Annotated in this window: 14 protein-coding genes; 6 read left to right on the forward strand and 8 right to left on the reverse strand. The window is 62.8% G+C overall.

All coding sequences use genetic code 11. From position 1 onward, the window contains the following. The first annotated feature begins 316 nt into the window (after positions 1–316). A complete protein-coding gene (locus tag O3298_RS00070; protein WP_251348103.1) occupies positions 317–916 on the forward strand; it encodes a response regulator in 600 nt (199 codons plus the stop codon). 417 nt (positions 917–1333) lie between these two features. Here O3298_RS00070 and O3298_RS00075 read toward each other — a convergent pair whose 3' ends face one another. Next, positions 1334–1555, reverse strand: coding sequence for a hypothetical protein (locus tag O3298_RS00075; protein ID WP_099667305.1), 222 nt, complete (start codon positions 1553–1555; stop codon positions 1334–1336). Positions 1556–1774: 219 nt separating this feature from the next. Between O3298_RS00075 and O3298_RS00080 the strand changes: the two genes are divergently transcribed. Both O3298_RS00080 and O3298_RS00085 read left to right on the forward strand, forming a co-directional pair. Then, positions 1775–2362, forward strand: a complete 588-nt coding sequence (locus O3298_RS00080; RefSeq protein WP_305056374.1) for a chromate transporter — start codon at positions 1775–1777, stop codon at positions 2360–2362. Further along, positions 2359–2943 carry a chromate transporter gene (locus O3298_RS00085; protein WP_099667303.1) on the forward strand — a complete coding sequence of 195 codons (585 nt, stop codon included), beginning with the start codon at positions 2359–2361 and terminating at the stop codon, positions 2941–2943. The genes O3298_RS00080 and O3298_RS00085 overlap by 4 nt, the downstream gene beginning before the upstream one ends. Before the next feature lie 3 nt (positions 2944–2946). Here the strand turns inward: O3298_RS00085 and urtE are convergent, their stop codons facing one another. The 5 genes from urtE to urtA form a co-directional block, all read right to left on the reverse strand. Further along, positions 2947–3645 carry an urea ABC transporter ATP-binding subunit UrtE gene (urtE, locus tag O3298_RS00090; protein ID WP_305058234.1) on the reverse strand — a complete coding sequence of 233 codons (699 nt, stop codon included), beginning with the start codon at positions 3643–3645 and terminating at the stop codon, positions 2947–2949. 18 nt (positions 3646–3663) lie between these two features. Continuing rightward, on the reverse strand, positions 3664–4494 hold the full coding sequence (urtD, locus tag O3298_RS00095; RefSeq protein WP_305058235.1) for an urea ABC transporter ATP-binding protein UrtD: 831 nt from the start codon (positions 4492–4494) through the stop codon (positions 3664–3666). Further along, complete coding sequence (urtC, locus tag O3298_RS00100; protein ID WP_180278740.1) at positions 4491–5612, reverse strand: urea ABC transporter permease subunit UrtC; 1122 nt, start codon at positions 5610–5612, stop codon at positions 4491–4493. Before urtC ends, urtD begins: the two co-directional genes overlap by 4 nt. Further along, positions 5609–7210 carry an urea ABC transporter permease subunit UrtB gene (gene urtB / locus O3298_RS00105; RefSeq protein ID WP_305058236.1) on the reverse strand — a complete coding sequence of 534 codons (1602 nt, stop codon included), beginning with the start codon at positions 7208–7210 and terminating at the stop codon, positions 5609–5611. The genes urtC and urtB overlap by 4 nt, the downstream gene beginning before the upstream one ends. Before the next feature lie 68 nt (positions 7211–7278). Then, positions 7279–8532, reverse strand: a complete 1254-nt coding sequence (gene urtA / locus O3298_RS00110; RefSeq protein ID WP_305058237.1) for an urea ABC transporter substrate-binding protein — start codon at positions 8530–8532, stop codon at positions 7279–7281. A gap of 357 nt (positions 8533–8889) precedes the next feature. Here urtA and O3298_RS00115 point away from each other — a divergent pair, with 357 nt between their 5' ends. After that, positions 8890–9084, forward strand: coding sequence for a hypothetical protein (locus O3298_RS00115; protein WP_305058238.1), 195 nt, complete (start codon positions 8890–8892; stop codon positions 9082–9084). Positions 9085–9161: 77 nt separating this feature from the next. Here the strand turns inward: O3298_RS00115 and O3298_RS00120 are convergent, their stop codons facing one another. Beyond that, positions 9162–9944 carry a DUF4349 domain-containing protein gene (locus tag O3298_RS00120; RefSeq protein WP_289916228.1) on the reverse strand — a complete coding sequence of 261 codons (783 nt, stop codon included), beginning with the start codon at positions 9942–9944 and terminating at the stop codon, positions 9162–9164. Positions 9945–9960: 16 nt separating this feature from the next. Next, positions 9961–10560 carry a transglutaminase family protein gene (locus O3298_RS00125; protein WP_305058239.1) on the reverse strand — a complete coding sequence of 200 codons (600 nt, stop codon included), beginning with the start codon at positions 10558–10560 and terminating at the stop codon, positions 9961–9963. A gap of 255 nt (positions 10561–10815) precedes the next feature. Between O3298_RS00125 and O3298_RS00130 the strand changes: the two genes are divergently transcribed. Together O3298_RS00130 and O3298_RS00135 are read left to right on the forward strand one after the other, a co-directional pair. Further along, entirely contained in the window at positions 10816–11403 is a 588-nt protein-coding gene (locus O3298_RS00130; RefSeq protein ID WP_099667297.1) for a DUF2760 domain-containing protein, read from the forward strand. Then, positions 11400–13271 (forward strand): Hsp70 family protein, encoded by a 1872-nt coding sequence (locus O3298_RS00135; RefSeq protein WP_305058240.1) that lies wholly within the window; start codon positions 11400–11402, stop codon positions 13269–13271. Before O3298_RS00130 ends, O3298_RS00135 begins: the two co-directional genes overlap by 4 nt. Positions 13272–13273: the final 2 nt, after the last annotated feature.

The raw sequence follows: 13273 nt of genomic DNA on the forward strand, positions 1-13273 counted from the left end.
GCACGGCTTTTTTAGATATCCACAGCAACTGTGGATAAAGTTGTTGATAAGCCCCTCTTGACAAGCCGCAACACCAGTATTGATGCGGGTTTCAACAATTTGCTGATTTCACAGGCAATTTTTTACCCCAATGAAATCAATGACTTGCAATCAGGAGTTTGCGCTAGAACAAACTTACTCGACCACCATGAAAATATATTTTCTGTGCATTGGCAATCCCCGGTCCAGGCCGTCTTGCTTGAACAGCATTGTTTTGACAAACCCCGCAGACTGGCATAGTGTGGAGTAGCGACGACGATCAACGGTGGATAAACGCATGAATATGGATAGCGATAATTCCGCCAAGGGGGCGGACGAACCCGACTGGCTGGTCGACGAACCGCTGGAACGGGCAGAAGCGGCGGCGGAACCCGCCAACGCGGCGCCTTGGCGCGTGCTGATCGTCGATGACGATGTCGACGTGCATGTGGTGACCAAGTTCGCCCTCAGCCAGGCCAGCTTCCAGGGCCGCCGGCTGAGCTTTTTGCACGCGTATTCTGGCGCCGAGGCGCTGGCCTTGCTGCGCGGCACACAAGATATCGCCGTGGTGCTGCTCGATGTCATCATGGAAACCCAGGATGCCGGCCTGCAAGTGGCGCGCCAGGTGCGCGAAGACTTGCACAACAGCGCCGTGCGCATCATCCTGCGCACGGGCCAGCCCGGCCAGGCGCTGGAACACCGCATCATCATCGACTACGACATCAACGATTTCTGGTGCAAGACCGACCTCACCACGCGCAAGTTGTTTACCACCGTGATCGCCTCGCTGCGCACCTACGCCACCTTGCGCGAAGCGCAGCAACAGGTCGCCGAACTGGCCGCCGCCCTGGCCCAGTGCGGCGACACGCCAGCGGCGCCGGCCGGCGGCACGCCCTGACCCTGCGCCACTACTTTCAGTCATAAAAACAAGAGCACTGGATAGGCATACAGGCTTGCGGCATGCCCCATTCCGGCCCATCTTGCCCGCCGATTGCATGGGCTGAGCGGCGTCAATTTCCTAAGTGGCGGATTGTTAAGCGCTTTTTCAGATATCCACACGGACTGTGGATATCTTTGTGGATAAGCGCCTATTGACAGCCCTCAAAGCCACAGCCCGTGCGGCTTTCAATAAACTGCTCAATCAAACAGCAAAAATAAAACTCATTAAAATCAAGCACTTAGAAACTCACACATAATCACAAGAAAATTATTTCGCCAATTTCGTTAACTCATCATTTGTGCATAACTGAGCCGTAATGATCAATCCGACAACAACGGATCGCGGCCGCCGGCAACACAGTTGCCGTGCGGATACTCAATGCACGGTCTGCCGGCGCTGCTCCGGGTGCAGCAGCACGCGCTCGATCAGTTCCGGGGCGACATTGTATGACTTCAGGTATTCCAGTGCGCACAAGGTACTGAAGGCCGCCTGCACGGCGATGCCCAGATTGACGATATCGCACATCTTCTGGTCGACCCGGGCATGCGGCACCACGGTTTTGACGGGCATATGCAGCGTTTCTGTGGATTGAGGCATGATGGACAACTCCTGCGAAGGGGACGGAGGGGGGAGACGGCGTAGCGGTGCGAACCGCGACAGCGCGGACAGGGACAGCGATCATGGTGCCGATAAAAGTATTGCCGATAAACTCTCGATGTCAATGGCAGGGAAACATGAGCCACGGTTTTTTTCTTCCAGGCACAACCGCAGCCGAAAGCGATGGACAAGCCCGAGCGGCCACGGCGATAATCAGCCATGCCTGCCCCTGCCACCACCCAGCCCGACCTCCCCCGCCCCCAGCCCGCCTCGCTTGCCGACCTGTTCTTCTCGTTCACCTGGCTGGCCCTGCAAGGCTTCGGCGGCGTGCTGGCCGTGATCCAGCGCGAGATGGTCGAGCGCAAGCGCTGGCTGACGCAGGAGGAATTCCTGGAAGACTGGGCCGTGGCGCAAATCATGCCCGGCCCAAATGTCGTCAACCTGTCCCTGATGGTGGGCGGACGCTATTTCGGCTTGAAAGGCGCGCTGACGGCGCTGGCCGGCATGCTGGCCGTGCCCCTCGTCATCGTGCTCGTGCTGGGCGTGCTGTACACGCGCTTCGGCGACAATCCGCAGATGGCGGGCGCCCTGCGCGGCATGGCGGCCGTCTCGGCCGGCATGATCGCCGCCACGGGCGTGAAACTGGCGACCGCGCTGGTCAGGCATCCGCTGCCCCTGTGGCTGACCTTGTCCATCACCGTGCTGGGCGTGCTGATGGTGGCGATCTTCCGCTGGCCCCTGCTGTACATCCTGCTGGGCCTGGGCGGCATCGGCTGCCTGCTCACGTATCGAAAGCTGTCCGCATGACGCCGCCCCTGCAACTGGTGCTGAGCGCGGGCGACTGGCTGAACCTGTTCGGCCATTACCTGATGCTGTCGCTGATGTCGATCGGCGGCGCCATTTCCACCACGTCCGAAATGCACCGTTTCCTCGTCGAGCAGCATGGCTGGCTGACGCAGGCGCAATTCAACGAGTCGATCGCCATCGCCCAGGCCGCACCCGGCCCGAACGTGCTGTTCGTCGCCCTGATGGGCTGGAACGTGGGCATGAACGCGGGCAGCTACACGGCCGCCTGGCTTGGCGTGTTCATCACGATGGTGGGCATCATGCTGCCCAGCACCACCCTCACCTACGTGGCAGCCCAGTGGGGCTACCGCAACCGCGACCTGCGCCCCGTGCGCGCCTTCAAGCAAGGCATGGCGCCCATCGTCGTCGCCCTCTTGATTTCCACGGGCATGATTTTGGGCGGCGCCAACCACCAATGGCGCACCGACTGGCCCCTGTGGACCCTGTCCATCGTGGCTGGCCTCATCATCTGGCGCACGAAGATCCATTTATTGTGGCTGCTGGCGGCCGGCGCCGTGCTGGGGTGGCTGCAACTGGTGTAGTTGCTACACCGCCAGGTGCCGCTTCACCTCCTCGCCATCCATCTGTTCTGCCAGTCCGCTGGCCACGACACTGCCGCGCGACAGGACGATGAATTCGTCGGCCAGTTCGCGGGCGAAATCGAAATACTGTTCGCACAGCACGATGGCCATGTCGCCGCGCTGTTTCAGCAAGGAAATGACCCTGCCGATATCCTTGATGACGGACGGCTGGATGCCCTCCGTCGGCTCGTCGAAGATGATCAGCTGCGGCTCAGCCAGCAGGGCGCGGGCGATGGCCAACTGCTGCTGTTGCCCGCCAGACAAATCGCCGCCGCGCCGCTGCAGCATCTCTTTCAATACCGGAAACAGTTCATACACGTGGGGATCGATGCGCGCAGCTTGCCTGCCCCGCTTCACCGCCATGCCCATCAGCAAGTTTTCCTCAACCGTCAGGCGCGCAAAGATGTCGCGCCCCTGCGGCACGTAAGCGATGCCCAGCTTGGCGCGCGCATGCGGCGCCAGCTTCGTGATGTCGCGCCCGTGGAACAGCACCTGGCCCTGCGCCACGGGCAGCACGCCCATCAGGCATTTCAGCAAGGTCGTCTTGCCCACGCCATTCCTGCCCAGCAAGGCCAGGCACTCGCCCTTGCGCGCCGACAGGTTGATGCCGCGCAAGGTGTGCGAGGAACCGTAGTATTGATTTAACTGTTGCACTTCCAACATAGTCTGCGATCTCCCCTATTACCTTCCCAGATAGACTTCGATGACCCGCTCGTCGGCTTGCACCTCGTCCATGCGGCCCTGCGCCAGCACGGATCCCTCGTGCAGCACGGTGACGATGCCTTGCCGGGCGATTTCCGTCACAAAGCCCATGTCGTGCTCGACCACCATGATCGAATGTTTGCCCCGTAATTCATTGAGCAATTCCGCCGTGCGCGCCGTTTCCGCATCCGACATGCCGGCCACCGGTTCATCCAATAAAATCAGCTGCGGCTCCTGCATCAGCAGCATGCCGATTTCCAGCCACTGTTTTTGCCCGTGCGACAGCAAACCGGCCGGCCGCGCTTCGTGGCCGTTGAGGCGGATCAAGCGCAATACCGCTTCGATCTTGCCTGCCTGCTCGGACGTGAGGCGCGCAAACAGGGTGGGTGCCACGCGCTTGTCCATCTTCATCGCCAGTTCCAGGTTGTCGAACACCGTGTGCTGCTCGAACACGGTGGGACGCTGGAACTTGCGGCCGATGCCCGAGTGGGCGATCTGCGCTTCCGTCATGGTCGCCAGATTCATCGTTTGTCCGAACCAGGCCGTGCCGGACGTGGGCCGGGTCTTGCCCGTGATCACGTCCATCATCGTCGTCTTGCCCGCGCCATTCGGACCGATGATGCAGCGCAATTCGCCCACGGAAATATCGAGACTGAGCTTGTTGATGGCCTTGAAACCGTCGAACGACACGCTGATATCTTCCAGATACAAAATGGCGCCATGCGTCGTGTCGACGCCCTCGCCCTTCACGCGCGCATACGTGGGGCCCGCTTCGGCGCTGGCCATGCCGGGCAACATGCGGATACTCATGCGGCCTCCTCTGCCACGACGGCGGCTTTTTTACGTTTGAGCTTGCTCAATACGCCCAGCATGCCTTGCTGCATGAACAGGGTGACGACGATGAACAGCAAGCCCAGCGCGAACAGCCACAGTTCCGGCATGGCGGCCGTGAACCAGCTTTTCAAGCCGTTGACGGTGAAGGCGCCCAGAATCGGGCCGAGCAAGGTGCCGCGCCCGCCCACGGCCACCCACACGACCATCTCGATGGAGTTGGCCGGCGACATCTCGGACGGATTGATGATGCCCACTTGTGGCACGTACAGGGCGCCAGCGATGCCGCACAGCACGGCCGACAAGGTCCACACGAACAGCTTGAACCACAGCGGGTTGTAGCCGAGAAACATCAAGCGCGCCTCGCTGTCGCGCACGCCCTGCAGCACCCGGCCCAGCTTCGAGCGGACGATGGCGCGCGCGCCCACCAGGGCCGCCAGCAGGAAGGCCAGGGTCAGCAGGAACAGCACGGCCCGCGTGGCGGGCGCCGTGATGCTGTGGCCCAAGATCGTCTTGAAGTCCGTGAAACCGTTGTTGCCGCCAAAGCCAGTGTCATTGCGGAAGAACAAGAGCATGAAGGCATACGTCATCGCTTGCGTGATGATGGAAAAATACACGCCCTTGATGCGCGAGCGGAACGCAAAGTAACCGAACACGAAGGCGAGCACGCCCGGCACCAGCACGACGAGGGCCATGCAATACCAGAAATGTTCCGTGAAGGCCCAGTACCAGGGGTAGGTTTTCCAGTCGAGAAAGACCATGAAGTCGGGCAAGCTGCTGTGATACTGGCCCTGGTCGCCGATGGCGCGCATCAGATACATGCCGTGCGCATACGCGCCCAGGGCAAAGAATACGCCGTGGCCCAGGGACAATATGCCCGTGTAGCCCCAGACGAGGTCCAGCGCCAGCGCGGCCAGCGCGTAGCACATGAACTTGCCCACCAGCGCCACCGTGTAAGCGGACACGTGCAAGGCATGCCCTTCGGCAAACGCCAGGTTAAAAATCGGCAACAACGCCGCCAGTAATGTGCAGGCGGCAATCGCCAGCCAGACAGGCCGCGTGAACAGGCCAGGCTTGATTTGATGGGAGGTAATCATTCGACGCTGCGTCCCTTCATGGCAAACAGGCCCTGCGGCCGGCGCTGGATGAAAATGATGATGAATATCAAAATGGCGATCTTCGCCAGCACGGCGCCCGCCACCGGTTCGAGGAATTTATTGACTTCGCCCAGGCCCAGCGCGGCGATCACGGTGCCGGCCAGCTGGCCCACGCCGCCGAGCACCACCACCATGAAGGAATCGACGATGTAGCTTTGGCCCAGGTCCGGCCCCACATTGCCCAGCTGCGACAGGGCCACGCCGCCGAGCCCGGCGATGCCGGAGCCGAGGCCGAAGGTCAGCATGTCCACCTTGCCCGTGGCCACGCCCACGCAATCGGCCATGCGCCGGTTTTGCGTGACGGCCCGCACGAACAGTCCCAGTCGCGTCTTGTTCAAGATCAACCACACGGCCACCACCACAACGATGGCAAAAACGATGATGGCCAGGCGGTTGTACGGCAGCACGAGGCCGCCCAGCACGGTGACGCCGCCCGACATCCAGGCGGGATTGGCCACTTCCACGTTTTGCGCGCCAAAGATCGTGCGCACCGCCTGCATGAGGATCAGGCTGATGCCCCAGGTGGCCAGCAAGGTTTCCAGCGGCCGGCCATACAGCCAGCGGATCACCGTGCGTTCCAGCACTACGCCCACCAGGCCGGAGACGAAAAAAGCGGCAGGCAAGGCGGTCAGCAAATACCAGTCCTGCACGCCGGGCAGGAAGTTGCGGAAAAACAGCTGGCACAGATACGTCGTGTAAGCGCCTATCATCAGCAGTTCGCCATGCGCCATGTTGATGATGCCCATCAAGCCGAACGTGATGGCCAGGCCCAGGGCCGCCAGCAGCAGCACGCTGCCCAGCGAAATGCCGTAAAACACATTGCCGGCGAACTCCATGCGCGCCACTCGTCCCTTGATCTGGCGCATGGTCTCGATGGCGGCCAGTTGCACGGCCTCGTCCGGCTCTCCGGCCTTGCCATCTGGCCCTTTCTCCAGCATGGCTTGCAGCACGGGCAGCAGGCGCGCATCGCTGCTGCCGGCCAGCGCCTGCACGGCGGCCTTGCGCGTGGCGACATCGGGCGCATGCAGGTTGGCGCTGGCGATCAGCACCTGCAAAATCTGTGTAATTTCAGCATCGTTTTCCTGCGCCAGCGCCGCGCGGATCAAGGGAAGCTGCGCGGGATCAACCGCCTTTTGCAACGCTTGCGCGGCCGCCAGCCGTTCGGCCCGTTCCGGCGCCAGCAGTTTCAGCCCCGACAAGGCGCCTGCCACGGCCGAGCGCAAGCGGTTGTTGACCATCACGCCATCGATGCCGTCCGGCAGCGGCACATTCTTGCCGAGCGCCGGGTCAAGCGCCTGCTCGCCGTCGACGATATACACCTTGCCATCGGGCGTGGCATATAACGCGTCGTCCTGCAAGGCTTGCAGCACACGGGCGGCCTCGGGCGTGGCAAGGGCGGCGATCTGCGCGACGGCGGCGACCCTGGCGTCGGGATCGTCGCCGGCCAGCGGCTTGAGCAGGTCGGGAGGGATGGCAGCCTGCGCCATGGACGACAGGCACAGGCAGGCGAAGACCAGCAGCGATGTGAATAGCCTCATTGATATCCCGGGAAAGCGTTGATGGTCGGCGCCACCGGACGCATGGCCCGATGGCGCCGGCGTAGCTTTTACAGCTTTTGCTTGCCCTCATTGCCCTTGATAAACGGGCTCCACGGCTGGGCGCGTATTGCTTCCTTGGTTTTCCACACGACATTGAATTGCCCATCGGCCTTGATTTCGCCGATCATCACGGGCTTGTGCAAGTGGTGATTCGTGGCATCCATGGTCAGGGTAAAGCCCGATGGCGCCTTGACGCTCTGGCCCGCCATGGCGGCGATCACCTTGTCCGTCTCCGTCGATTTCGCCTTTTCCACGGCTTGCGCCCACATGTGGATGCCCACGTAGGTCGCTTCCATCGGGTCGTTCGTCACGACCGACCCCGCATTCGACAGCTTTTGCGCCACCGCATACGCCTTCCACTGCTTGATGAAGGCTGTATTCACGGGATTCTTGACGGATTCGAAATAATTCCAGGCCGCCAGATGACCGAGCAGCGGCTTGGTATCGATGCCGCGCAACTCTTCCTCGCCCACGGAAAACGCGACGACGGGCACGTCCGTGGCTTTCAAGCCTGCATTGCCCAGTTCCTTGTAGAACGGCACGTTGGAATCGCCATTGATGGTGGAAATGACGGCCGTCTTGCCGCCCGTGGAAAACTTCTTGATGTTGGCGACGATGGTTTGATAGTCGGCATGGCCGAACGGCGTGTAGACCTCGCTGATGTCGCTATCCTTGACACCTTTGCTTTTCAGGAAGGCGCGCAGGATCTTGTTGGTGGTGCGCGGATACACGTAATCCGTGCCCAGCAGCACAAAGCGCTTGGCGCCGCCGCCATCCTTGCTCATCAGGTATTCCACGGCGGGTATCGCCTGCTGGTTCGGCGCGGCGCCCGTATAGAACACATTCTTTTCCAGCTCCTCGCCCTCGTATTGCACCGGGTAAAACAGCAGGCTGTTGAGTTCCTTGAATACGGGCAACACCGACTTGCGCGACACGGACGTCCAGCAACCGAACACGACAGCCACTTTATCCTGCGCTACCAGCTGGCGCGCTTTTTCCGCAAACAAGGGCCAGTTCGACGCGGGATCGACGACGACGGCTTCCAGCTTCTTGCCCAGCACGCCGCCTTTGGCATTGATCTCGGCAATCGTCATCAGCGCCACATCCTTGAGCGACGTTTCGGAAATGGCCATGGTGCCCGACAGGGAGTGCAAAATGCCCACCTTGATCGTGTCGGCGGCCAGGGCTGCCTGCATATAAGTGGACGTGGCCAGGGCCAGTGCGCCGGCGGCGGCGGCTTTCAGGATGATGCGTCGTGACATGGGGACTCCTGTGATGGGTTCGTGGGGGTCGAGCTGGGCCTGCGATGTTGTTAAAGCAGAATGCATGCCAGGCACATTGCCCTGGAGTTGCGGGGACTGGGCGGCAAGGGTGGCGCGCGGCCCACCGTTTTGGTGCGGCAGCGCCACTTCCTGGGGAATCCGGGGGGGGGGGCCCTCTCCAGGAAAAACGGCGAGGAAATGCCAATAATGCAATTACCTAAAAAATAATTGAGCTTTCTTGATAAGCGCACTAAGATGTGACTCTCTTATGTCGCATTGCTTGGCGGCGTAAGTAAACTGAAATCAGCGTGGCACTTGCTTCTTTCCCTTTACTTAACTCACTTAGGTAGTTCACTCATGAAAAATATGATCGCGGGCGTGTGCGCCCTGTTGCTGTTGAGCGCATGTGCCACACCTACGGCCCCGGCGGGCGGCGTAAGCACGAGCCAGGTCAAGGTCGACGATGAAGGCAGTACGGGCAGCAATATCAAGAAACGTCCGAAAAAAGCGGCCGAAGTCGTGTCTGCCAACCCGGCGAACCGCAGCGCCTGATCAAGCCGCGCGGCAAGCATGTGACGCCGTTCCAGGGCCTGCCGCGCGCAGGCCCTGTTCACGTCTGCGGCGCGCGCCTAGCGCTTGATGCCGCGCAAACGGCGCCAGCCCTTGCGGCCCAGCGGGAACAGCAGCACGAAAGCGATCAGCCACGGCAGGATGTAGGCCATGGCCGTGATGGCGTTGGCCACGCCTTCCGACAGGTTTTCCGTGAAATTGCCCAGCGCGCGCTTGACGGGGCGCCAGAACGATTGCTTGCCTTCGGCGCTGATGGCCACGTTCAACAAGTCCGTATCGATGCGCTGCATCAATAGCGCGTTGGCGGCCGTCGCCTGCTCCAGCTCCACTTGCACGGTGGCCAGCTCCTTGGTCACCTTGATGAGGGCATCGACGTTGGTGCCCGAGCGCTTTTCCAGGTCTTGCAGCTGCGCCTGGTATTGCTTGAGCATTTCCAGGCGTTTCTTGCTGTCGAGCACCGGACGGCCCAGGTCTTCCACCTTGGTGCCCTGGCTGGTGACGTCGCCTTCGGCCGCGACCAGCGCGACCAGCTTCTTGATGCCGGCCGGCTTGGCGCGCATGCTGATGCGCGCATGCACGTAGCGGCCGCTGTCGACGCTGGAATCGAGCAGCAGACAGCCGTTTTCCGTATCGGCCTTGCAGGCGGCGACCACTTTTTCATACAGGGGACGCACTTGCGCTTCGTGCGTATCGACGCTGACATTATGCTCATAGGCAAGAAACTCGCTGCCCTTTTCCTTGCCATCGAGACGCGCGGCGCTCGATTGCCCGCCGCTCTCGCCCTTGCTGCCGCAGCCGGCCAGCAGCAACAGTCCAAACAGGCATATGGATATTTTTTTCATGATTTCTTTCTTTGGATTATTTTTGCAGCGGCAACAATTCGATATCGGGCAAGTGCGCCGCCACATCCTGCACGGTCGCATGGCAAGTCAAGGACGCCACCACCTGCGGCAACGGTTCCGGCCAGATTTCCGGCAAGTCGCGCTCTTCGGGCGCCAGCACGGGAAAGGCCAGCTGTTCCCGTGGCGGCGTGAAGGCGGCAGCGACGCCGGGCTTGTTGCCGCGCGCATCGATGCGGTACCAGCCAAACTCTTGCAGATACACGGCATTCAAGCCATGCAGGCAGAACGGCGGCCCCACCTCGCCCACGGCCAGGCGCTGGTAGCACAGGCCGGCAGGAATGCCGTTGGCGCGCAGCAGCGCGGCCAGCAGATGGCTCTTCGCATAGCAGTAGCCCGTGCCATGCTGCAAGACGTCGGACGCGCGGCAGGTGACGGGATTGCGCCGGTAGTCCCAGCTGTGGGCGACCTCGTCGCGCACGAAGGCCAAGCAGCGGGCCGCGATCGCGGCGTCGCCCACCGCGCCCTCCGCCAGTGCGGTCGCCCTGGCGCGCACGGCCGGATGGTCGCTGTCGATGTAAGTGCTGCTGGCTAAGTACAGGGAAAAGTCGGTAGACATGGCATCGAGGTCATGCAAAAAGATAATGCGCGATTCTAGTCGAAGCGGCACGAAATCGAACGTTTCCTTGCGCAGGAACAAAGAAAATCCACGCTTCGGCCTGCCTGCCTGGGGGGCGGCGACTTTGGCGGCGGCCCGGTAGCTGGTATCATGCGGGCAAACGCAGCCGGCCCTGTTGGCCCCGCACATGGCACTACCTTGCGAAGCGGCCCCCGCCGCCGACGCCTCCCTACAGATCAGAGAAACGAGTTCCCTATGAGCACTTCATCGTCCCACCCATCGTTCTGGCGCCGAGTCCCGCTGGCTTTCGGCGCCTTCTTCAGCACCTTGTCGGACGCCGCCTATGCGGCCCGCGTGGAAAAGCTGTCCTTGCCCGAAGCCGCCCCGGTGGCGCCAGTGGCCCCGGCTCCGGCGCCCGCCCCCGTGCCGACGCCGGCCGCCGCGCCCGTCATTTTGAAGGAAGCCACGCCCGATGCCGCCCTGCAATTGCTGGCCTTGCTGCAACGCGAAGCGCGATTAATCGACTTTACCCAGGAAAACCTGGGCAGCCATGCCGATGCCGACATCGGCGCGGCCGCCCGCGTCGTACATGAAGGCTGCGCCAAGGTCATGCGCGAATACTTCACCATCGAGGCCGTGCGCCAGGAAGCCGAAGGCAGCCGCATCGTGCTGCAGGAAGGTTTTGATTCCGCGCAAGTACGCCTGACGGGCAACGTGGTCGGTTCCGCGCCGTTCACGGGCACCCTCAGCCACCGCGGCTGGCGCGCATCCAGCGTGCGCCTGCCGAAACTGAGCGAGCAGCACGACGCCGCCATCCTGGCGCCAGCCGAGGTGGAACTGTGAACGATCAAGCCAATCCAAGCCCGCGCTACGCCATCGGCATCGACCTGGGCACTACCCACAGCGCCCTGTCGTATGTAAACCTGGTCGAGAGCGACGGCGAGCAATCGAGCCACGGCGTGCTGAAAGTGCCGCAGCTGTCGGCGCCGGGCACCGTCGAAGAATTGTCGCTGCTGCCGTCGTTCGTCTACCTGCCGCACGCCGATGAAGTGGCGGCGGGCGACCTGGCCCTGCCCTGGGTCACCGAGGAGGCGGAAGCGCCGTTCGTCGTCGGCGAAATGGCCCGCAGCCGCGGCGCCACCACGCCGATCCGTCTGGTGTCGAGCGCGAAAAGCTGGCTGTGCCACCCGGGCGTGGACCGCCGCGCGGCGATCCTGCCGAACGATGCGCCGGCGGAAGTCGCGCGCATTTCGCCCATCACGGCCGCCACGCGCTACCTGACGCATTTGCGCCAGGCCTGGGACAACGCCCACCCGCAAGCACCGTTCGCGCAGCAGGAAATCACCGTCACCATCCCCGCCTCGTTCGATCCGGCCGCGCGCGAACTGACGATGGAAGCGGCGCAGGCAGCCGGCTACGCTTCGCTGACCCTGCTGGAAGAGCCGCAGGCGGCCCTGTACAGCTGGATACAGACCAGCGAAGGCCGCTGGCGCAAGGAAGTCAAGCCGGGCGACATCATCCTGGTCGTCGACGTGGGCGGCGGCACCAGCGACTTTTCGCTGATCGCCGTGCTGGAACGCGACGGCGTGCTGGAACCGCACCGCGTGGCCGTCGGCGAACACATCCTGCTGGGCGGCGACAATATGGACTTGGCGCTGGCCCACCTGGTGGCCCGCAAGCTGGCCGCCAACGGCACCCAGTTGGACGCCTGGCAGATGCGCGCGCTCACTTATGGCTGCCGCAGCGCCAAGGAAAGCCTGCTGGCCGACAGCGGCCTGGAAACGGCGCCCATCGTCGTGCCGAGCCGCGGCTCGAAACTGATCGGCGGCTCCATCCGCACGGAACTGACGCGCGCGGAAGTGTCCACCTTCATCCTCGACGGCTTCTTCCCGCAAGTGGAAGCGTCGAGCCGTCCTGCCGTGCGCACGCGCGCCGGCCTGACGCAACTGGGCTTGCCGTATGCGCAGGACGCGGCCATCACGCGCCACCTGGCCGCCTTCCTGGGCCGGCAAGTGGCGGCCACCAGCGAACTGGAAGGCTTTGCGGGCCGCCAGTCGGCCGACGCCAGCTTCTTGCACCCGACGGCCGTGCTGTTCAACGGCGGCGTCTTCAAGTCCGACCTGCTGGTGCAGCGCATCATGGCCACCGTCAACGACTGGCTGTATATGGAAGGCGCGGAACCGGCGCGCATGCTGGCCGGGGCCGACCTGGACCTGGCCGTGGCGCGTGGCGCCGCCTACTACAGCTACGTGCGGCGCGGCCATGGTGTGCGCATCCGCGGCGGCACGGCCAGCTCCTTCTATGTCGCCATCGAATCGGCCATGCCCGCCATCCCCGGCATGGAACCGCCGATCCAGGCCCTGTGCGTGGCGCCGTTCGGCATGGAAGAAGGCAGCGAATTGGAATTGCCGGGCCAGCAATTCGGCCTGGTGGTGGGCGAACCCGTGCACTTCCGCTTCTTCGCCTCGTCCACGCGCCGCAACGACCAGATCGGCGACTTGCTCGATTTCTGGGGTCCCGACGAATTGCAGGAACTGAGCGAAATCCAGGCCACCTTGTCCGCCGAAGGCCGATCGGCCGGCGACGTGGTGCAGGTGACACTGCACGCCCGCGTGACGGAAGCGGGCACCCTGGAACTGCTGGCCGTTTCCCCTGACGGCGCCGAGCGCTGGAAAGTGGAATTCGACGTGCGCGGCACGCCGCAGCAATAGGC

The sequence above is a fragment of the Janthinobacterium sp. SUN137 genome, from assembly GCF_030587265.1.
Classification (GTDB): Bacteria; Pseudomonadota; Gammaproteobacteria; order Burkholderiales; family Burkholderiaceae_D; genus Janthinobacterium; species Janthinobacterium kumbetense.

Coding starts and splice junctions, on each gene's coding strand:
- O3298_RS00070 (WP_251348103.1), top strand. CDS start 317: ATGAATATGGATAGCGATAATTCCGCCAAGGGGGCGGACGAACCCGAC.
- O3298_RS00075 (WP_099667305.1), bottom strand. CDS start 1,555: ATGCCTCAATCCACAGAAACGCTGCATATGCCCGTCAAAACCGTGGTG.
- O3298_RS00080 (WP_305056374.1), top strand. CDS start 1,775: ATGCCTGCCCCTGCCACCACCCAGCCCGACCTCCCCCGCCCCCAGCCC.
- O3298_RS00085 (WP_099667303.1), top strand. CDS start 2,359: ATGACGCCGCCCCTGCAACTGGTGCTGAGCGCGGGCGACTGGCTGAAC.
- urtE (WP_305058234.1), bottom strand. CDS start 3,645: ATGTTGGAAGTGCAACAGTTAAATCAATACTACGGTTCCTCGCACACC.
- urtD (WP_305058235.1), bottom strand. CDS start 4,494: ATGAGTATCCGCATGTTGCCCGGCATGGCCAGCGCCGAAGCGGGCCCC.
- urtC (WP_180278740.1), bottom strand. CDS start 5,612: ATGATTACCTCCCATCAAATCAAGCCTGGCCTGTTCACGCGGCCTGTC.
- urtB (WP_305058236.1), bottom strand. CDS start 7,210: ATGAGGCTATTCACATCGCTGCTGGTCTTCGCCTGCCTGTGCCTGTCG.
- urtA (WP_305058237.1), bottom strand. CDS start 8,532: ATGTCACGACGCATCATCCTGAAAGCCGCCGCCGCCGGCGCACTGGCC.
- O3298_RS00115 (WP_305058238.1), top strand. CDS start 8,890: ATGAAAAATATGATCGCGGGCGTGTGCGCCCTGTTGCTGTTGAGCGCA.
- O3298_RS00120 (WP_289916228.1), bottom strand. CDS start 9,944: ATGAAAAAAATATCCATATGCCTGTTTGGACTGTTGCTGCTGGCCGGC.
- O3298_RS00125 (WP_305058239.1), bottom strand. CDS start 10,560: ATGTCTACCGACTTTTCCCTGTACTTAGCCAGCAGCACTTACATCGAC.
- O3298_RS00130 (WP_099667297.1), top strand. CDS start 10,816: ATGAGCACTTCATCGTCCCACCCATCGTTCTGGCGCCGAGTCCCGCTG.